General features: G+C 52.0%; 22 protein-coding genes. 2 read left to right on the forward strand and 20 right to left on the reverse strand.

Going from position 1 to position 19,234, the window contains the following annotated elements; translation table 11 throughout:
* The 9 genes from ccmI to ccmA are packed head-to-tail and all read right to left on the reverse strand — an operon-like array spanning position 1 to position 7,061.
* Complete coding sequence (gene ccmI / locus ACN0R1_RS14525; protein ID WP_417584088.1) at positions 1-1,254, reverse strand: c-type cytochrome biogenesis protein CcmI; 1,254 nt, start codon at positions 1,252-1,254, stop codon at positions 1-3.
* Positions 1,251-1,760 (reverse strand): cytochrome c-type biogenesis protein, encoded by a 510-nt coding sequence (locus tag ACN0R1_RS14530; protein WP_417584090.1) that lies wholly within the window; start codon positions 1,758-1,760, stop codon positions 1,251-1,253. Before ACN0R1_RS14530 ends, ccmI begins: the two co-directional genes overlap by 4 nt.
* Positions 1,757-2,296: a DsbE family thiol:disulfide interchange protein gene (locus ACN0R1_RS14535; RefSeq protein WP_417584092.1), complete on the reverse strand. Its 540-nt coding sequence runs from the start codon at positions 2,294-2,296 to the stop codon at positions 1,757-1,759. The genes ACN0R1_RS14530 and ACN0R1_RS14535 overlap by 4 nt, the downstream gene beginning before the upstream one ends.
* A 2-nt stretch (positions 2,297-2,298) precedes the next feature.
* Positions 2,299-4,269 (reverse strand): heme lyase CcmF/NrfE family subunit, encoded by a 1,971-nt coding sequence (locus ACN0R1_RS14540; RefSeq protein WP_417584094.1) that lies wholly within the window; start codon positions 4,267-4,269, stop codon positions 2,299-2,301.
* A gap of 2 nt (positions 4,270-4,271) precedes the next feature.
* Positions 4,272-4,736, reverse strand: a complete 465-nt coding sequence (ccmE, locus tag ACN0R1_RS14545) for a cytochrome c maturation protein CcmE (RefSeq protein ID WP_417584096.1) — start codon at positions 4,734-4,736, stop codon at positions 4,272-4,274.
* Positions 4,733-4,912, reverse strand: a complete 180-nt coding sequence (ccmD, locus tag ACN0R1_RS14550) for a heme exporter protein CcmD (protein ID WP_417584098.1) — start codon at positions 4,910-4,912, stop codon at positions 4,733-4,735. Before ccmD ends, ccmE begins: the two co-directional genes overlap by 4 nt.
* Before the next feature lies 1 nt (position 4,913).
* Complete coding sequence (locus ACN0R1_RS14555; RefSeq protein WP_417584100.1) at positions 4,914-5,675, reverse strand: heme ABC transporter permease; 762 nt, start codon at positions 5,673-5,675, stop codon at positions 4,914-4,916.
* A gap of 10 nt (positions 5,676-5,685) precedes the next feature.
* Complete coding sequence (ccmB, locus tag ACN0R1_RS14560) at positions 5,686-6,420, reverse strand: heme exporter protein CcmB (protein WP_417584102.1); 735 nt, start codon at positions 6,418-6,420, stop codon at positions 5,686-5,688.
* 5 nt (positions 6,421-6,425) lie between these two features.
* On the reverse strand, positions 6,426-7,061 hold the full coding sequence (gene ccmA, locus ACN0R1_RS14565; RefSeq protein ID WP_417584104.1) for a cytochrome c biogenesis heme-transporting ATPase CcmA: 636 nt from the start codon (positions 7,059-7,061) through the stop codon (positions 6,426-6,428).
* Positions 7,062-7,192: 131 nt separating this feature from the next.
* Here ccmA and ACN0R1_RS14570 point away from each other — a divergent pair, with 131 nt between their 5' ends.
* A complete protein-coding gene (locus ACN0R1_RS14570) occupies positions 7,193-9,277 on the forward strand; it encodes a flagellar hook-length control protein FliK (protein ID WP_417584106.1) in 2,085 nt (694 codons plus the stop codon).
* A complete protein-coding gene (locus ACN0R1_RS14575) occupies positions 9,277-9,555 on the forward strand; it encodes an EscU/YscU/HrcU family type III secretion system export apparatus switch protein (RefSeq protein ID WP_417584108.1) in 279 nt (92 codons plus the stop codon). Before ACN0R1_RS14570 ends, ACN0R1_RS14575 begins: the two co-directional genes overlap by 1 nt.
* A 7-nt stretch (positions 9,556-9,562) precedes the next feature.
* Here ACN0R1_RS14575 and ACN0R1_RS14580 read toward each other — a convergent pair whose 3' ends face one another.
* From ACN0R1_RS14580 to ACN0R1_RS14630, 11 genes are all read right to left on the reverse strand, one after another.
* A complete protein-coding gene (locus ACN0R1_RS14580; protein ID WP_417584110.1) occupies positions 9,563-9,994 on the reverse strand; it encodes a SufE family protein in 432 nt (143 codons plus the stop codon).
* 19 nt (positions 9,995-10,013) lie between these two features.
* Positions 10,014-10,547, reverse strand: a complete 534-nt coding sequence (gene sufT, locus ACN0R1_RS14585) for a putative Fe-S cluster assembly protein SufT (RefSeq protein ID WP_417584112.1) — start codon at positions 10,545-10,547, stop codon at positions 10,014-10,016.
* Positions 10,547-10,906 carry a HesB/IscA family protein gene (locus tag ACN0R1_RS14590; protein ID WP_151057202.1) on the reverse strand — a complete coding sequence of 120 codons (360 nt, stop codon included), beginning with the start codon at positions 10,904-10,906 and terminating at the stop codon, positions 10,547-10,549. Before ACN0R1_RS14590 ends, sufT begins: the two co-directional genes overlap by 1 nt.
* Before the next feature lie 21 nt (positions 10,907-10,927).
* Positions 10,928-12,163: a SufS family cysteine desulfurase gene (locus tag ACN0R1_RS14595; protein ID WP_417584114.1), complete on the reverse strand. Its 1,236-nt coding sequence runs from the start codon at positions 12,161-12,163 to the stop codon at positions 10,928-10,930.
* Complete coding sequence (gene sufD, locus ACN0R1_RS14600; RefSeq protein WP_417584116.1) at positions 12,156-13,454, reverse strand: Fe-S cluster assembly protein SufD; 1,299 nt, start codon at positions 13,452-13,454, stop codon at positions 12,156-12,158. Before sufD ends, ACN0R1_RS14595 begins: the two co-directional genes overlap by 8 nt.
* Complete coding sequence (gene sufC / locus ACN0R1_RS14605; RefSeq protein ID WP_417584118.1) at positions 13,454-14,203, reverse strand: Fe-S cluster assembly ATPase SufC; 750 nt, start codon at positions 14,201-14,203, stop codon at positions 13,454-13,456. The genes sufD and sufC overlap by 1 nt, the downstream gene beginning before the upstream one ends.
* 41 nt (positions 14,204-14,244) lie before the next feature.
* Complete coding sequence (sufB, locus tag ACN0R1_RS14610) at positions 14,245-15,681, reverse strand: Fe-S cluster assembly protein SufB (RefSeq protein ID WP_417584120.1); 1,437 nt, start codon at positions 15,679-15,681, stop codon at positions 14,245-14,247.
* 30 nt (positions 15,682-15,711) lie between these two features.
* Entirely contained in the window at positions 15,712-16,869 is a 1,158-nt protein-coding gene (locus ACN0R1_RS14615) for an IscS subfamily cysteine desulfurase (RefSeq protein WP_417584122.1), read from the reverse strand.
* Between the two features lie 32 nt (positions 16,870-16,901).
* A complete protein-coding gene (gene iscR / locus ACN0R1_RS14620) occupies positions 16,902-17,381 on the reverse strand; it encodes a Fe-S cluster assembly transcriptional regulator IscR (RefSeq protein WP_417584124.1) in 480 nt (159 codons plus the stop codon).
* Positions 17,382-17,498: 117 nt separating this feature from the next.
* Positions 17,499-18,281, reverse strand: coding sequence for a serine O-acetyltransferase (gene cysE / locus ACN0R1_RS14625; RefSeq protein ID WP_417584126.1), 783 nt, complete (start codon positions 18,279-18,281; stop codon positions 17,499-17,501).
* The gene (locus ACN0R1_RS14630) at positions 18,274-19,044 is read right to left on the reverse strand and encodes an RNA methyltransferase (protein ID WP_417584128.1); all 771 of its coding nucleotides are present in this window, start codon (positions 19,042-19,044) and stop codon (positions 18,274-18,276) included. Before ACN0R1_RS14630 ends, cysE begins: the two co-directional genes overlap by 8 nt.
* Between the last annotated feature and the right edge of the window lie 190 nt (positions 19,045-19,234).

The raw sequence follows: 19,234 nt of genomic DNA on the forward strand, positions 1-19,234 counted from the left end.
TTACTCAACCCGTTCACTGATGATCAGCCTGATAGACTCATCACCATCCGTCACTTTAACATTGCTGAGCTCACCTTTAAAGTCACCCGGCTGTTGTTCTGCCATACCAGACACACTGATACGTGCCACGATATCGACATTTTCAAAATCAGCCAGACTTATTCCTTCAACCATAGAGTTGGCCGCACTGAGAAATATATCGGCAGGCAGTTGTGAAACCTGCAAGCGCTCTACGGTAATCGGCATACGTTCACCCGGTGCACGCGCATACACAAATACCCACTGATCACCTCTGACCTCAGTCATAAGCGCATCAGCAAGATCCAGTTGCAGACGTACTCCGGGACCTGCAACCACCTCTTCCATGATCACACCCTGTGCTTCAAGTTGAGCTCTGGCACGTGCAATACCGGTTTGTAACGACTCGGCTGACTGACCATCAGCTGCCTGAAGTGCTTGTTCCCAATGCCTAATGGCGGCCTGATAGTCTTCAGCTTCAAATGCGGCAATACCCAGCAGACCTAAGGCTGTCAGCTCATTGGGGTCCAGTCTCAGGGTTGCTTCCACCTGTGCCATAACCTCGTCAGTCATTTCACCCTGATTGGCAAAAAACATCGCCTGAGCTAATTGACCCATCACCATCGGAAACTCCACAGCGCCTTCAGGCAAGTACGTAAGCGACTGGTTGAACGCATCAACGGCGGCTGTAAACTGACTCATGTTCATCCGCGTGGTTGCCAGAAGATACCAGCCTTCCGCATTTTCAGGACGCTTATCCAACTCGTCTTCAAGCTGCGCGATGGCTTCCTCAATGGATATATCACTCTGTCCTGGGGCTTGTTGCCAGACATCCATGGCCATTTTCCTGGCGACATCATCAGCTCGCCCGAGGTAGGCATAGAGCCCGAACGAGAAGGTCGGCACCAACAGTGCAATCAGCGTAATGGTCACTAACTGGGATTGTCCCACCCGTAACACGGGTGCCACACGGCGATTTTCGTCGGCATCAATCAGTAGATTTTTTTCCAGCTCGGTTTTCAATTCGATGAAGGCGTTTTCTGTCAGCGTACCGGCATCCAGCTCTTTTTCCAGTTCAGCCAGACGCTCCCGAAAAATGTCCACATTTTGGGCTGTTCTATCCGCTGCCGTTTCTTCTGCAACCGGCTGCTCATGACGACTTTTCAGCAAAGGCCAAAACACGATAACAACAGCAATCAGCGTCAAAACACCGATGCCCACCCAGAGTAACGTCATAAATTTTTATCCTGTTGCAGTAATTTATTCAGGCGAGAGCGCTGCTCGGAAGTTAGTTCATCTGAAAATTGGGTATTGGCTTCAGGCTGCACGGGCGAATCGATTGCCGTCCGTCTTAGCCGTCTGTTTCTTGCTACCAGCCAGACCGCACCAAAGCCACCCAACAGCAACGCAAACGGGCCGAACCAAAGGAGGTAGGTATCGGGACTGATCCGTGGGCGGTAGTGCACAAAATCACCAAAACGACTGACCATGAAGTCCAGGATCTCATCATCGTCATAACCCGCCTCAATCATCCGATGCAGTTCACGGCGTAAATCGGCAGCCAGCGGTGCATCAGAGTCGGAGATATTCTGATTCTGACAGGTTGGACAACGCAGCTCTTTGGACAGATGAAAATAGCGCATCTCATTCTGTGTGGTTGAAAACTCATAGGTTTCAAATGAGGCCTGAGCACCCGAACATAACAGAAGCAGCAGCGCAAACAGGCTTAATCGCAGACTCATGCCCCCTCCTCTGTGGCGATGGCTTCCATCAGCCCCTTGAGTTGTTGCCAGACCTTTTCATCCACTTCACCGACATGGCGATAACGAATCACGCCTGAGCTATCCAGAATATAGGTTTCCGGCGCCCCATAGACACCCAGATCCAGGCCTAAACGCCCTTCACGATCGACGATGACTTGACTGTAAGGGTCTTTGTAGCGCTGTAACCAGTCGCGCGCCAGCTGTGGATCATCCTTATAGTTCAAGCCATAGATGGGGATACCCTCCTCCAGACCGATTTTATTCAGTTGTTCATGCTCTTCTTTGCAGGTTGGGCACCAGGTTGCCCAGACATTCAGCAACGCAATCTCACCCTTCACATCCTCCTGAGTCAGTACCCGCTCAGGCTCATACAGTGACGGCAGAGCAAACTCAGGGAACGGACGATCAATCAGCGCTGACGGCAGTTTTGAAGGGTCCATAAACAACCCCTTATACAAAAAAATACCCAGCACTATAAAAGCAACAAAGGGAACAAAAACCATTAACTTACGCATAGCTACTCCGTGACAGTCTGTCGTGCAGTCGCATCCCTACGAGCCTGCTTACGATAACGCGGATCACTCGCTGCCAGTATGCCACCCGCTGTCATCAGCAAGGCGCCCAACCAGATCCAGCGAATAAAGGGTTTAAATTGCAATCTGAGCGCCCAGGCACCATTTTCCAGTTCTTCACCCATAGCGATGTAAAGATCACGGAACAGCCCTGGATCAAGCGCAACTTGTGTCATCACCATGCCACGTGCGTTGTACATCCGCTTCTCCGGAAACATCTCCCGGTAAGGTTTATCATTATAAAGCACTCTGACACGCGCCATGTCAGAGGAATAATTTGGCCCCTGTACCTTTCGCGCACCATCAAAAATAAAGGTATAACCGCGAAATTCCAAGCTATCTCCCGGGGCCATACGTGCGTCGCGATGTTCAACGAACACAGTGACCATGGCTATACCTATCACGGTAACAGCCACACCCACATGCCCAAGCAGCATGCCATAGTAACTCCGGGACTGTTTAGTCAACCCTGAAAACAGGCTTTTGCGCATGCGCAGGCGGCCAATAAACTCACGCCCCCAGGTGAACACTATCCAGTAACTCAATACAAACGCCAGTACCACCCAAAAATCCAGCGTGCCACTATACAACCAGTTGGTCGCAAAACCGGCAATTATCGCCAGCACAGCAGGCAACCAGAGTTTTGATGCCAGCAGGGAAACCGAGGTTTCTTTCCAGCGGCTAACGGAGGCTATGCCAAGGAAAATCACCATCAGAGACATCAGTGGCACAAACAGGGCATTGAAGTAAGGAGGCCCTACCGAAATTTTGCCCATATTCAAGGCATCCATAACCAGCGGATAAAGCGTGCCAATTAGCACCATGGCGCAGGCAACGGTAAAGAGAATATTGTTAACCAGCAAAAAGCTTTCACGCGAGGTGAGTGCAAACGAAGACTCACTCTTTACCGAGCCGGCACGGATAGCATACAAAAGCAGCGAGCCGCCGATAACAAAGATCAACATACCTAAAATGAAGATGCCGCGCTCAGGATCTGTGGCAAAGGCATGTACCGATGTCAGCACGCCGGAACGCACCAGGAAGGTACCCAGCAAACTCAAACAGAAAGCCGAAATCGCCAGCAGCACTGTCCAACTTTTAAACACACCACGCTTTTCGGTAACTGCTAAACTGTGAATAAGGGCCGTAGCCACCAGCCAAGGCATTAATGACGCGTTTTCTACCGGATCCCAGAACCACCAGCCACCCCAGCCCAGCTCGTAGTAAGCCCACCAGCTTCCCAAGGCAATGCCCAGGGTTAGAAACGCCCAGGCGACATTGGTCCAGGGACGCGACCAGCGCGCCCAGGCCGCATCAAGCCGACCACTCAACAAGGCCGCTATAGCAAAGGAAAAAGCCACTGATAGACCCACATAGCCCATGTATAACGCGGGTGGATGAACGATCAGGCCAAAATCCTGCAACAGCGGGTTAAGGTCAGCGCCTTGTAGCGGCGTATTGGGCAGAAGACGACCAAACGGACTGGAGGTAAACAGGATAAACAACAGAAAGGAGGCGGTAATCATGCCCATAACGGCCAACACCCGCCCGAGTATATCCAGAGGCAGGTCTTTACTTTTAATGGCGACAGCCAGGGTCCAGAAAGCTTGTATCCATACCCACAGCAACAGCGACCCTTCATGGCCGCCCCAAATCGCACTGACTTTATAATACCAAGGCAGGTTGGTATTAGAGCTTTGCGCTACGTAAGCAACCGAGAAGTCATCCAACTGGAAGGAATAGGCCAGCAACAGCATGGCCAGTGTCAGAAAGAAAAACACCCCTTTAGCCAGGGGCCGGGCATAATCGACCCAGAGTTTATTACCGCTGTAAGCACCGACCAGTGGCACAACTGAAAGAATTAAAGCCAAACATAAGGCGAGTATCGTCGAAAAAGTACCTAACTCCGGAATCATGCTTAGTATTCCTTAGCCGCTGAGGCAGGCATTTTAGGCATTTCACCGGCAACAGCCAAGGCTTCGGCTATCTCGGGGGACATGTAATTTTCATCATGCTTTGCCAATACTTCGGAGGCGACGAAACGACCGCCCTGATCCAGCATTCCCTGAGCAACAATACCCTGACCTTCACGGAACAGATCAGGCAGAATGCCAACATACTCCACTCGAGTGGTATGGGCGTAATCCGTGATATCAAATTCCACTTTCAGGCTGTTCGGGTCTCGGCGGATACTGCCTTCAACCACCATGCCTCCGGCACGAATACGGGTATCAGCTGGCGCTTCACCCATGGAAATCTGGCTGGGGGAGTAAAACAGGTTAATATTCTGACTCAGTGCATAGGCCGTCAGGCCTACAGCCACACTGGCACCAAATACAATCATTAACACAATCGTTAAGCGTTGCTTGCGCTGTGCATTCATGATGTTGTCTCCTCTCTGCGGATCCGACGCAACTGCTCGGTGATGAGACGCTTGCGCGTCATCATAGGTGAAATGACATTCGCCAGCAGGACCACAAGACCCAATGCATAGCTACTCCAGACATACAGCCCATGCCCGCCCATGGCGAGAAAATCAGAAAAACTTTCGAAACTCACATCAACCCCTTTGCTGCATCAATAATTCACGAACCCATCCTGTGCGGCGCTCCCGACGGATGATTTCATTGCGCAAACGCATCATCAGCACAACGGCAAAAAAACAGTAGAAACCTATCACCAAAATAAGCAAAGGAATCCACATTTCCGCTGGCATAGCCGGCTTTTCCGTCACACTGAACGTGGCAGGCTGGTGCAAGGTGTTCCACCAGTCCACGGAATACTTGATGATTGGAATATTCACTAACCCCACCAACGCTAATACAGCCGTTGATTGTGCAGCGGTAGACTCACTTTCTATGGCAGAGTTCAGTGCCATAACGCCTAAATATAAAAAAAGCAGGATCAGCATAGACGTAAGTCTGGCATCCCATACCCACCAGGAACCCCAGGTAGGCTTGCCCCAGATCGCCCCGGTAATCAGTGCCAGTACAGCCAAAGAAGCCCCGATAGGTGCACAGGACTTAGCTACCATATCGGCAACCTTCATTTTCCAAATCAGACCGATGGCGCCGGCAAGCGCCATAGTCAGGTAGATCGACTGCGCCATGTAAGCCGTCGGTACATGCAAATAGATGATACGGAAACTGTTACCCTGCTGATAATCCGGTGGCGCAAAGGCCAGCCCCCAGATGACCCCACCCACAATCAGTAAGGTTGCAGCGATTGCAAAGCCTGGCAACAATTTGCCGGTAATCTGGTAACACCAGCGTGGTGAAGCCAACTGATAGAACCAGCGTGGCATCAGGTTTTTTCCTGCCATAAATTTCTCTTTATCCACTCACCGAAATTCGTAATGCAGCTGCAATGGCCAGTGGCGCTAAAGCCAACCCCAGTGCCAGCAACGCCCCCAGTAAAGCTAGATGCCCACCTACTGGCAGACCTGTCAATGCGGCCTCAACTGCCGCTGTACCAAAAATCAGTACAGGTATATATAACGGCAATACCAACAATGAGATCAATACGCCACCTTTACGCAAACCAACTGTCAGTGCGGCGCCAATTGCACCCACCAGACTCAAGGTCGGTGTACCAATCAGCAGGCTGAGCATCAACCCCTTCATACCTTCTGCAGGCAAGAACAACATCACACCCAATAATGGCGCCATCAGCGTCAGCGGCAGCCCTGTCATTATCCAATGTGCTAAGACTTTACCCAACACCACAACAAACAAAGGCTGTGGACTTAACAATATCTGCTCAAGCGATCCATCTTCAAAGTCTGAACGAAACAGACTGTCCATAGCCAGCAAAGTTGCCAATAAAGCGGCTACCCAAACCACGCCTGGTGCCAATATTGCCAATAAAGTCGGCTCAGGACTGACACCCAGCGGAAACAGCGTAGCAACCATCAGAAAAAAAATCAGTGGATTAACCAGATCACTACGTCGGCGCAATGCCAGCTGTAACTCACGTTTCAGAGTGGCGAAAAATATCCGTGCCGGACGATAATCAGTCTCACTGTCAGTTTGTAATGCAGCCAGTCGCTGAGGATTTGTGTCTATCATGCGCATTAAGTTCCTGACGATTCATCCAGATTGATGCGACGAACATGCCGACTCAGATCCAACTCATGATGGGTAGTCAACATGACGGTGCCACCGCGAGCAGCATGTTCTACCAGCAAGGCTTCTTTAGCGGCAACCCCTTTTTTATCGATCGCCGTAAAAGGCTCATCCAGAATCCACAATGGCGCCCGACTGAGATACAAACGTGCCAGATTGACACGTCGGTTCTGTCCGGCTGACAGCATGTGACAGGGTACATCCTCAAATCCTTTTAAGCCTACCGCATCGAGCGCCCTAGTGATTTGTTGTAGATCAATACCAGGATCCAATGCCGCATACCAACGCAAGTTTTCTTCCGCTGTTAGTATGGCTTTAACGCCCGCCTGATGACCGAAGTACAACAACTGACGTCGGAACGCTTCGACGTGTTTGGTGACTGGCTTGCCGCGCCAAAGAATTTGCCCTTCATACTGCTGTGACAAACCACCTAAAATACGCAGCAGTGTTGTCTTGCCACTGCCGTTCTGACCTTCGACCTGAAGAATTTCGCCAGGGAACACACTGAAGCATAATCCGTCAAATAAAACTCTGTCGTCGCGTTCGCAGAAAAGGTCTACCACCTGAAGAAGCGGGTCAGCCACAAATCACCCTGTCATGAAAATATACTGAATTAACAACAACACTGAAAAAATCCGCATTACCGCCGATATAAATAAGACTATTATTATAAACTGTTAGTGTCAGTCATGTTAGAGGTTTACTGGGGAAGACGGTGCAATCTTATCTGAACGTACGTGCAATCAATGTCAGCAATGAAGCAGGCCAAGCGGCCCGTGGGACAGATATTGCCCGGATGCTGCCCGCTGGGCAGGAAGCCAGCGCCACCGTTCAGCGTGTCTCACAGAGCCCAACGCAGCCCGCGCAATTCACTATCCAGTTGCAAGTTGGCAACCGTACTCTGGAACTGACTACTCAACGACCGCTGCCACAAGGCAGCCAGGTGACTCTCAGTCGTGACGCTGAAGGCAATGTGCAACTGCGCCTGCCGATCAATACCGGGCAACCTTCTAGCGCACAAACGGCCGGGCAATCGGGGGCTGGAAATGCCCAGAATGCACCGGCTCAGGCCAGAGCGGCCGCAGAGGCTTTTTTGCTACGCATTACTGCTGGGTCTGTTAGTCAAACCAATAACCTACCCTTGAATCAGCCGGTTCGTGGGGTCGTGCTGGCACAACCCGCCGTTGTTGCCCAGGCGGCGGCACCCACACCAGGTAGCACACCCAGTACGTCGACACCAGGTAGCAGTGGCAACACACCAACTACGCCAGCGACACCCAGCTCCGGGGGTAACCCTGCCAGTTCGGCACCCGCCACAGCAACACCCACCACCAGCGGTACTCCAGCCAGTACAGCGCCCGCTACAACAGCACCTACGCCTGCCAGCGCCGGTGGCAACCCAGCCAGCGCTGCGCCCGCTACTGCAGCACCTACACCCAGCACCAGCGGCAACCCAGCCAGCACCCCGCCCCCTGGCACAGTAACATCCACAGTTGGTAACAACCCAGCCACACCAGCGACTGCAACTCCAGCGACTGCAACTCCTGCATCTGGAGCGCCCGTTTCAGGAGCACCGGTTTCAGGAACACAGGGCTTACCCCCTACACCTACTGGTGGTGCATTACCGTCTGCAACCGCCAACGCGTCAGCAGCGGCGGGACAACCGGCTCAATCCATCACTCAATCAGCCCCTCTAACAACAGCGACACAACCAGCCACCACGCTGTCCCCTGGAACCTCTCAACCGGCCACGGCCCCACCACTCGCTACACCGACACCCTTAGCCAACGCACTCAGCCAGGCTGAGCCACCTCCCAGGCCCCAGGGAGGGTATCCGGTACGCATTTTAGCCGCCGGGCAGGTTATTGACCTGGTCAGCCCGCGTCCGATACAGGCGGGTCAGCAGGTTGAAGTCACCCGCAATGAGCAGGGATTGTTACGCCTACAGATTACTCAGCCAGCCTTACCGCTATCACAGCAACCGGGCGTTCAGGCCATCATGCAGCAAACACTGCGTGAAGTACTGCCGGTACAATTGCCGCTGGCTGACGGCCTTAACCAGTTGATGCAAATCAGCGCGCGCCAGGGAGTTAAACAGAACGGTGCATTAAATCAGTTGATTCAGTCAATGCTGGGACTCTTCAGTGTTAAACCCGGATCGGCCGATGCTGACAAGGCGATTGCACGCAACCTGCAGCAAGGCGGATTACTAAGTGAAGCAGGACTGAATCGGGCAACGGGTGAGCGGGCGCCAGCGCCTGACCTGAAACAACAACTCGGACAACTACTTAAGCTGGCCGATCAACTCCCGGCCCAGGCACGTGAGCAACTGACACAACTGATTAACTCACTGCTGGCACGTTCTACGGCTCAACAGATCAGCAGCTTGCAACGCTGGAGAGACCTGCCAGACGGCGGCCAGGAACGCCATTTTCGGCTAGACCTGCCAATCCAGCAGGAACAAAAATTCGAGAATGCGGAACTGCGCATTACCGAACACCGCCGCCGAGATGAGCAGGGCAACTTTGTTACCCTCTGGAGTGTACGCCTGCACTTCCAACTGGAGGAAGCCGGTTCTATCGATGCGGATATTAGCCTGCAAGATAATTTCCAGCTCAGTGCCAGCTTTTGGGTGGAAAAACCCGAGACGCTTGGGCGTCTGCGCGAACGCCTCAATGATTTCGAAGGTGACTTGAAGCGCAAGGGATTTGATGTATCGCCGCTCTATGCCAGACTGGGAAAAATGGCTAATCCGGAGATCACTCCGCTGCAGAAGCGTTTAGTGGATGTGCATACCTGATGAAAAGAAGCGAGCTAGACACTCAGGCTGTAGCCCTGAAATATGATCAACAGAAAGGAACTGCTCCCAAGATCGTTGCCAAGGGCAAAGGCCTGATCGCCGAGCAGATCCTGGCGCTGGCACGTGAGCATGATGTACATATTCACGAGAACCCGGAGTTGCTCGAAGTACTGATCAGGCTAGAGTTAGGTGATGAAATCCCGGAAACGCTCTACAAAGCCATCGCCGAAGTGATCGCATTCGCCTACACACTGAAACAAAACGAGACGGATAGTTGATACAGGGTTACGCCATCGCTGACATACGCGCAGCGGTCTCCCGGATCCGGGCCACCATCGATTTCAGCCCATTACCACGACTGGGACTGAGGTGCTTTATCAGATTCAAGGCTTCAAAGTAACCTTCGATATCAAAGCGCTGAATTTCAGTCGGTGTTTTGGCATTGTAGGCGGCCAGGACCACCGCCAGTAACCCACGCACGATGTGTGAATTACTGTCGGCTTCAAAATAGAGTTTGTCATCTTCCAGCCGCTCAGATAACCACACCAGACTCTGGCATCCCTTGACCTGATTGGCTTCGGTCTGCTGTGCCTCATCCATAGGCGGGAGTTCTTTGCCTAGATCGATGATGTAACGATAACGATCTTCCCAGCTATCAAAAAAAGACAGGGTATCGATTATGTCGTCGGTGGTTATATCGGTTCCAAAGGTTTTCATCTGACGTCTGCTATCTCTTTCAGTAGAACATACCGGTGGCTAGTTGCGCCTCTTCGCTCATCATATCGCGTTGCCAAGGCGGATCAAATACCAGCTCCACTTTAACCGTTTCAACATTAGGTACTTTAGCCACCCTGTATTCGACATCACCCACCAATACCGGGCCCATACCACAACCGGGTGCAGTAAGCGTCATATCGATATCAACTCTATGTGCCTGCTGATCAATACGGACCGAATAGATCAGCCCCAGATTCACCAGATCCACCGGAATTTCAGGGTCATAAATAGTCCGCAACGCTTCCCAGACCTGAGTTTCCAGTATTTCATCCGTTTCAGCTGGCGGGAAGGACAGCTTTTCCGCTTCCAGACCCAACGCCGCCGCATCGGTACCATCCACCCGCACCATCTGACCATGCCAGGTCAGCGTATAGTTACCACCGAGTGACTGGGTGATAGTAACAAAGGTGTCTTTGGGAATAGTTACAGGTGTGCCTGCCGGAACAATACGCGCCGGGCAGTCAGTCAGAGTAACAACTATGCGTCTTTCCATTACTCATTCACCGTAAAGCTTTCACCACAACCGCATTCGCTGGTGGCATTGGGATTGATAAATTTGATCTGGCGATTAATACCTTCACGCACATAATCAATTTCTGAGCCGCTGACAATCGCCAGACTCGACTTATCAATCAGCAGAGTCACATCTTCCACCTGCAGCTTGAGGTCTTCCTGTTGTCCAGCTTCAACCAGATCAAGAACATACATAAAACCGGAGCAACCGCTGGGTTTCACACTCAAGCGGATGGCCTGGGCGTTCTGTTGAGCGCTCAGCTGTTTGCGAAAATGCTCAAGGGCAGCAGGAAGTACTGTTACTGTCTGAGTCGACGGATCAAAACGTTCTACCGACATAAATTTAACTCCACCTGTAAATCAGAGTAGAAATTCGCGTGCTTTGGCCAGACCGTCGAACAAACGATCCACCTCAGCCAGCGTATTGTAAAAACTAAAGCTTGCCCTGACCGTGCCATCCAGCCCCAGGTATTCCATCACCGGTTGGGCGCAGTGGTTTCCGGTACGCACCGCGATACCCTGCTGGTCCAGTAACATGCCAATATCAGCAGCGTGTATCCCCTCAAGCACAAAGCTCATCACACAGATGCGGTTCTGCGCTGTACCGACCAAACGCATCCCTTCGAATGCCTCGGCACGTTGCTGGGCATACTGCATCAGAGCCTGCTCATGCGCGATCATGCCAGCCTTATCAAGACTGTTGAGATAGGTGATGGCTGCGGCCAGACCTATCGCATCAGCAATATTGGGTGTACCGGCCTCGAATTTAAACGGTATCTTGTTAAAGGTGGTACCTTCGAAGCTGACATCTTCAATCATTTCGCCGCCGCCGTGCCAAGGTGACATGGCCTCCAGCAACTCAGCACGCCCCCAGAGGGCGCCAATGCCTGTCGGGCCAAACAGCTTATGTCCGGAGAAAGCATAAAAATCACATTCCAGTGCCTGTACGTCCGTCATCCAGTGGCTGATCGCCTGGGCACCATCGATCATCACCAGCGCACCCACCACATGGGCCAGACGCGCTATCTCACGCACCGGGTTGATACTGCCAAGCGCATTGGAGACATGCCCGACAGAGACCATTTTGACACGCTCATCCAGCATACTCTCGAATGCCTGCATATCAATTTCGCCTGATGTAGTGACTGGAATAGCCTCTACCTGCGCGCCTTTTGCGGCCGCAATTAACTGCCAGGGCACAATATTGGAGTGGTGCTCCATCATTGAGACCAGCACCCTGTCCCCGGCCTGAAGATGCTGACGCCCCCAACTGGCGGCGACCAGGTTAATACCCTCAGTGGTCCCGCGGGTCCAGATCACCTCACGCGCTTCTGGTGCATTGATAAACGTCGCCACGGCTAGGCGTGCCTGCTCGAAAGCCTCGGTAGCACGATCACTCAGGGTATGCGCACCCCGGTGTACATTGCTGTTGTCACAGGTGTAGTAATGCACCAGCGCATCAATGACTGCCTGAGGTTTCTGTGTCGTGGCACCGTTATCCAGGTAAACCAGTGGATGGCCATTCACCTGCTGTTGCAGGATAGGAAAATCAGCCCGCACAGCGTCAACATCAAAGGATTTACGTTGCTCAGTCATGAATAATATGCCGTGTCAGTTGCCCATCCTGGCCAAATAGCCTGGCCAGACGTGGCCGTAGCCAAACTTTCAAGGGTTCCAGGGTCAGGTTCTCTACCAGTTCATTGACAAAACCAAAGCTCAGCATCACCCGCGCTTCCGCTTCAGAAATACCGCGACTGGTCAGGTAAAACAGCGCCTCATCGTTCAGCTGACTGACGGTTGCTCCATGAGCGCAGCGCACATCGTCTGCATAAATTTCCAGCTCAGGCTTGGTATTGATCTGGGCACGATCTGACGTAAGTAGATTGCGGTTGCTCAACTGTGCCAGGGTTTTCTGCGCATCCTTATGAATATGGATACGGCCATTAAACACTGCTTTTGAGCTATCCGACATCACCCCACGGAACACTTCCGTGGTAGTGCAGTTAGGGACACAGTGTTCAACATTGGTGTGGTAATCAATACGTTGATTATTGCGTGGCAGGTAGATGCCGTTAAGCTGCAAATCAGCCCCACTGCCCTGATGAAACACATGGTAATCAATGCGTTTCAGACGGCTGCCGGTTGCCAGCGTGAATCCCAGCAAACGCGAATTTTCAGCCAGACTGACATGCACACCACCGGTATGCAGTGACTGCTCAGATTCCAGGTTGATGCGATGATGACTCAGAGAGGCATTGGCTTTCAGCACCAGCTCGGTGGTGGAATTCAGCCAGCCCTTATCCTCAGCACTGAGGGTAAAGAAATGCTCCAGCACTTGCGCCTCAGCGCCACTTTCCAACACCACCAGCAAACGGCTGTTAACCACTTCGGATGACGGGGTATCGGTTGCGTGCACGATATAAACCGGCTTGTCCAGGCGCTGATTGGCCTGCACATGCAGTAAAACACCTTCTTCCAGCCAGCTGCTATTGAGTGCCGCAAACAGGTGTTTACGCTGATCAGCAATGCTATTCAGATGTTCACTGATCAGTGCTTGCTGCTCGCTATCTGCGGTGGAGAAACGCACCACTTCGGCAGGCAAGCTTGAAGACAAAGCAGCATCGAAGCGACCGTTCACAAACACCAGGCGATAGGCATCCAGTTCGATCAGCCCATCGGTAGAATCCAGCGTTGCCTGAGACGCCAACTGCCACTGTGCATTTTCAATCGGCAACAGCGAGGTGTAGCGCCAAGCCTCGGTCTTACGTGTCGGCCAGGGCAGATCCTGCCATAGCTGACCACTCTGTTCTCTTACCTGACCCAGCCAGGCTGGAAACGGCTGGCTAGAAGCCAGTGATACGGCATGTTGCTGAAACTCAGAAGTCATCACGCCACCTCGTTTTCGAGCCAGCTGTAACCCTTGGCTTCCAGCTCCAGCGCCAGTGACTTGTCACCCGATTTAACGATGCGGCCATTGGCCAGGACATGCACGTAATCCGGTACGATGAAATCCAGCAGACGCTGATAATGAGTCACGACAATAAAGCTGCGGTTCTCTGCGCGCATGGCGTTGACGCCACGAGCAACAACCTGCAATGCATCTATATCCAGACCTGAGTCAGTTTCATCCAGAATGCACAATGACGGCTCCATCAGCATCATCTGCATAATCTCGTTACGCTTCTTCTCACCGCCGGAAAAACCTTCATTAACGCCACGTTTGAGGAAGCTCTGATCCAGATCCACAGCCTTGCTGGCTTCACGCGCCATTTTCATAAAATCGATAGCTGACAGTTCTTCCTGTCCGGTATGTGCGCGGCGAGCATCGACAGCCGCCTTGAGCAGCTCCATATTGCTGACACCCGGGATTTCCACCGGATACTGGAATGCCAGAAACAAGCCTTCACGCGCACGTACTTCAGGCTCAAGATCAAGTAAGTTCATACCCTTAAAGGTGACGCTACCAGAGGTAGCTTCATAGCCAGGACGCCCTGACAATACATTACCCAGCGTACTTTTACCGGCACCATTGGGCCCCATAATGGCGTGAATCTCACCCGGCTTCACCTCCAGCGATAACTGGCGGAGGATGGCTTTATCTTCTACAGAGGCACATAAATTACTGATATTTAACATAGTATCTTCCAAAAACATTAACGTATACGGCTGAGAATCGCTTAACCGACAGAACCTTCCAGGCTGACTTCTAAAAGCTTACCGGCTTCTACGGCAAACTCCATCGGCAACTGCTTGAATACCTCGCGACAAAAGCCATTAACAATCATCGACACCGCCTTCTCTGGATCCAGACCGCGCTGCTGACACAGAAACATCTGGTCATCACTCACTTTAGAGGTAGTGGCTTCATGCTCGACTATGGCCGAAGGGTGCGAACTTTCAATATAAGGGAAGGTATGCGCACCACAACGATCGCCAATCAGCAACGAATCACACTGGGTATAATTACGCGCACCAGCCGCGGTTGGTCCCATGCGCACCAGCCCACGGTAGGCATTCTGACTGTGCCCGGCAGAGATCCCTTTGGAAATAATGGTTGAACGGGTATTTTTACCCAGATGGATCATCTTGGTACCGGTATCGGCCTGTTGATAGTTATTGGTCAACGCCACCGAGTAAAACTCGCCGATACTGTGATCCCCTTTCAGGATACAGCTTGGGTACTTCCAGGTGACCGCCGAGCCCGTTTCAACCTGGGTCCAGGAGATCTTGGCACGGGTATGGCAGATGCCACGCTTGGTCACAAAGTTATAAATCCCGCCCTTGCCATTCTCATCACCTGGATACCAGTTTTGCACGGTGGAGTATTTGATTTCAGCATTGTCCATCGCCACCAGCTCAACAACGGCGGCATGCAGCTGGTTTTCATCACGCTGAGGGGCGGTACAGCCTTCCAGATAACTGACGTGAGAGCCTTCTTCAGCAATAATCAGCGTGCGCTCAAACTGCCCAGTGTTCATCTGGTTAATACGGAAATAGGTCGACAGCTCCATCGGGCAACGCACGCCTTTGGGAATATAAACAAAGGAGCCATCGGAGAACACCGCCGAGTTAAGCGCGGCGTAGTAGTTGTCGCGCTGAGGTACGACAGAACCGATATATTTTTTCACCAGTTCAGGGTATTTGTGCACCGCTTCACTGATCGCGCAGAAAATAACCCCCGCTTCTTCCAGTTTGGCCCGGAAGGTGGTCACCACAGACACAGAATCGAATACTGCATCCACAGCCACACCGGCAAGCATCTCCTGCTCATGCAGAGGAATACCCAGCTTGTTGTAGGTTTCAATCAGATCAGGATCAACTTCATCCAGACTCTGAGGCCTATCAGCCAGGCTTTTCGGTGCGGAAAAATAGGAGATCGACTGAAAATCGATAGTTGGATAATGCACATGCGCCCACTCAGGCTCCTTCATGGTCAGCCAGGCACGGTAGGCCTTAAGACGCCATTCCAGCATCCACTCTGGTTCATTCTTCTTGGCCGAGATAAAGCGGACCACATCCTCATTCAATCCGGGAGGTAAGGTTTCAGACTCAACATCCGTATGAAAACCCGCCGCATATTCTTTCTTAATTAACTGTTCAACCTGTTCAGACATAACCCTACCTCTTATTCTCGCTAACCACGGTCAGGCGGTGATACTGACCAATTTACTAACCACCTGCCGGAAATGGGCAACAGCAAAATCAACTTCTTCCACTGTGGTAAAACGACCAAAACTAATCCGCAGGGATGCATGAGCCAGTGCATCCGGTACACCGATGGCCTTCAGCACATAGCTGGGTTCCAGACTGGCTGACGTACAAGCCGAGCCTGTCGATATAGCCAGGTCTTTAAGCGCCATGAGTAACAACTCACCATCAGCCTGCTCTACGCCGAGATTCAGGTTTCCAGCGACACGTTGTGTTAATGAACCATGTACATGGATTCCCGGAAGATCCCGAACCCCTTCAAGAAAACGCGTTCGAATCCCTTGAATACGTGCCGATTCATCGGCCATCAATTCATGGGCCAGACGGGCCGCCTCACCCATACCAACCAGTTGATGCGTCGCCAGCGTACCCGAGCGCATCCCCCGCTCATGTCCACCACCGTGCATCTGAGCCTCTAAGCGAACCCGAGGCTGGTGGCGCACATACAGCGCACCCACACCCTTGGGGCCATAGAGCTTGTGCGCTGAAAAAGACATCAGATCCACCGGCAACAAGCTCAGATCAATCGGTAACTTGCCCAGACTCTGCGCCGCATCGACATGAAACAACACGCCCTGCTCACGACAAATCTGACCCATGGCGGCAATATCATTAATCGTGCCGATCTCGTTGTTGACCTGCATGATGCTGACCAACAGCGTATCCTCACGAATGGCTGCCGCCACCTGAGCTGGCTGAATCAAGCCGTTAGAATCAGGAGTTAGCCAGGTAACCTCATAACCCTCTGACTCCAACTGACGCAGCGTATCTATGACGGCTTTATGCTCAATCACCGAGCTGATCAAATGCTGTCCCTTGCGCCGATACTGATGCGCCGCCCCTTTGAGGGCGAGGTTGTTGGACTCAGTGGCACCTGATGTCCAAACAATCTCTCGGGGATCAGCATTCACTAGCTCGGCGACTTGCTGACGTGCTGTTTCCACCGCTTCTTCAGCTTTCCAGCCGTAAATATGTGACCGAGAAGCCGGATTAGCAAAATTTCCATCCAGCGTCAGGCAAGCCATCATCTGCTCGGCAACTCTGGGGTCAACCGGAGTTGAGGCCGCATAATCAAGATACACCGGCTTTTTCATTACACCTTCACTAACAAAAATTAAATTCAGAATCAGCTAGCTACCTGAATATCACTGGCGATCATCTGCTCAGAACGTCGGCCATCCTGACGCAGGGAAACATCTTTAACATCCTGACGTTCCACCAGATCAGCCAGTGTTATGCCATTCAGAAAAGTATGAATCTGATCACTCAAATCACACCACAAATGGTGCGTCAGACACACTTCGCCAGACTGACAATCACCGCGTTTATTACAGCCGGTGGCATCAACATTTTCATTCACAGCATCGATCACTTCAGCGACATTAATTTCACGCTGTGAGCGCTTCAATTGATAACCGCCGCCTGGTCCACGTACACTGCCGACAAGATCGTTTCGTCTTAGCTTGGCAAATAACTGCTCCAGATAAGACAGAGATATGCCCTGTCTTTCGGATATATCCGCCAGGCTAATTGGTCCTTTACCTTCATGCAGCGCCAAATCCAGCATGGCTGTCACCGCATAACGTCCTTTAGTTGTTAACCGCATATTTCACCTCACATCGCTTACAGAATGTAGGGATTATGCTAAAACCAACATAATTAGTCAACTATATATCCTACTATTTTACTCAAGATTCGGATCACTGTATCGATCACCACCTTTTTAGGATTTTGTACCCTCTTCCACAGCGCCTTCAAAATCCTCTTTTTTCAACTCCGGCAATTGTTCATCACAGTATTCCGGACGCAAATCACACAACACACTGCCCATCTTATCCATCCGCTTATCCATGGCTTGCAGATGGTCCAGCATACAGCCGATGGCATGCGCAACCGGGTCAGAGACTTCACTAGTCACACCGTAGGCATCAAAGCCGACTTTATCGGCCATCTGACGACGCTGCTCATCACTGCCACCCTCTTGGTCATCCTCTGCCCGCTTGACGATACGACCAGGTATACCCACCACCGTGGCACCCGCTGGGACCGCTTTAGTCACCACCGCATTGGAACCCACCTTGGCACCCGCACCGACAGTGAAAGGCCCCAGTATTTTCGCACCCGCACCGACAATGACATTATTCTCTAGCGTTGGATGGCGCTTACCCTTATTCCAACTGGTACCACCGAGCGTCACACCCTGATAGAGAGTGACATCATCACCCACCTCGGCAGTTTCACCTATCACCACACCCATACCGTGATCGATAAAGAAACGCCGGCCTATCTGGGCACCCGGATGTATCTCGATACCGGTTGTCCAGCGGGCAAAATTCGACACCAAACGCGCCAGCCATTTGAAATTTCGACGCCACAAGGCATTAGCCACACGGTGCCACCACACAGCATGCAAACCCGGATAGTTAGTAATCACTTCCAAAAAATTACGCGCCGCAGGGTCTCGATCAAAGACCGAGCGCACATCTTCCTTCAACCGCTCAAACATCGTTATTCTCCTCACCCTTCAACCGGGGCTGTCTTGCCAGCACCTTATCGATAGCACTCAGGAACCCACGCATCACATTCACCTCAACCTTGTCCGGTACGGCACGCAGGAAAAGCCGACGCAGCCGCGTCATCAACTGACGCGGATTATCCGGATCAAGAAACTCGACCCCCACCAGGGTTTTCTCCAGACGCTCAAACAACAACTCGGTTTCACGGGCATCAGCCAGATCAATATCCCAGGCAGTACCCCATTGAGGTGGCGTCCCACGCTCACCTTCAAGGCTGGCGATACGTAATTCATAAGCAATCACCTGTACAGCGGCAGCAACATTCAGCGAACTAAAATCAGGATTCGTGGGAATATGCACATGATGATGACAACGATGCAACTCATCATTAGTCAAACCCCGGTCTTCACGACCAAACAAAATGGCCATCCGCTTACCCGGTTGCAAGTCACATGCCACCGACGCCATTTGTCGAGGCGTAATCACCGGCCAAGGAATATGACGCTCACGCGCACTGGTTCCCACCACCAGGTGGCACCCTTCCAACGCCTCCTCTAACGTCTCGACAACCTTAGCAGAGGCCAGTAAATCCGTGGCCCCGGAGGCACGCGCATCCGCTTCAGGATCAGGAAAACGCTTGGGCGCGACCAGACACAGATCCGTTAATCCCATATTCTGCATGGCACGCGCCACCCCGCCGATATTGCCCGGGTGTGTGGTATGAATCATGACAATACGTATCTGGCCCAACATAGCTCGACATTTCCAGCAAAAAATTAGGCCGGTATAGTAACAGATAACGATTAGGTAAGTGCAGAGGTGCTGATAGTATCAATCTCGGGTGAGGTAATCACTGCTGATCAAAGGTAATCGTTCATTCTAGGACGTTATAGACTTACTTCACATCCTTAAGTGGTCTGAGAAGACCTGGTGATACCTTATA

The organism is Nitrincola sp., assembly GCF_048264025.1.
Taxonomy (GTDB): Bacteria; Pseudomonadota; Gammaproteobacteria; order Pseudomonadales; family Balneatricaceae; genus Nitrincola.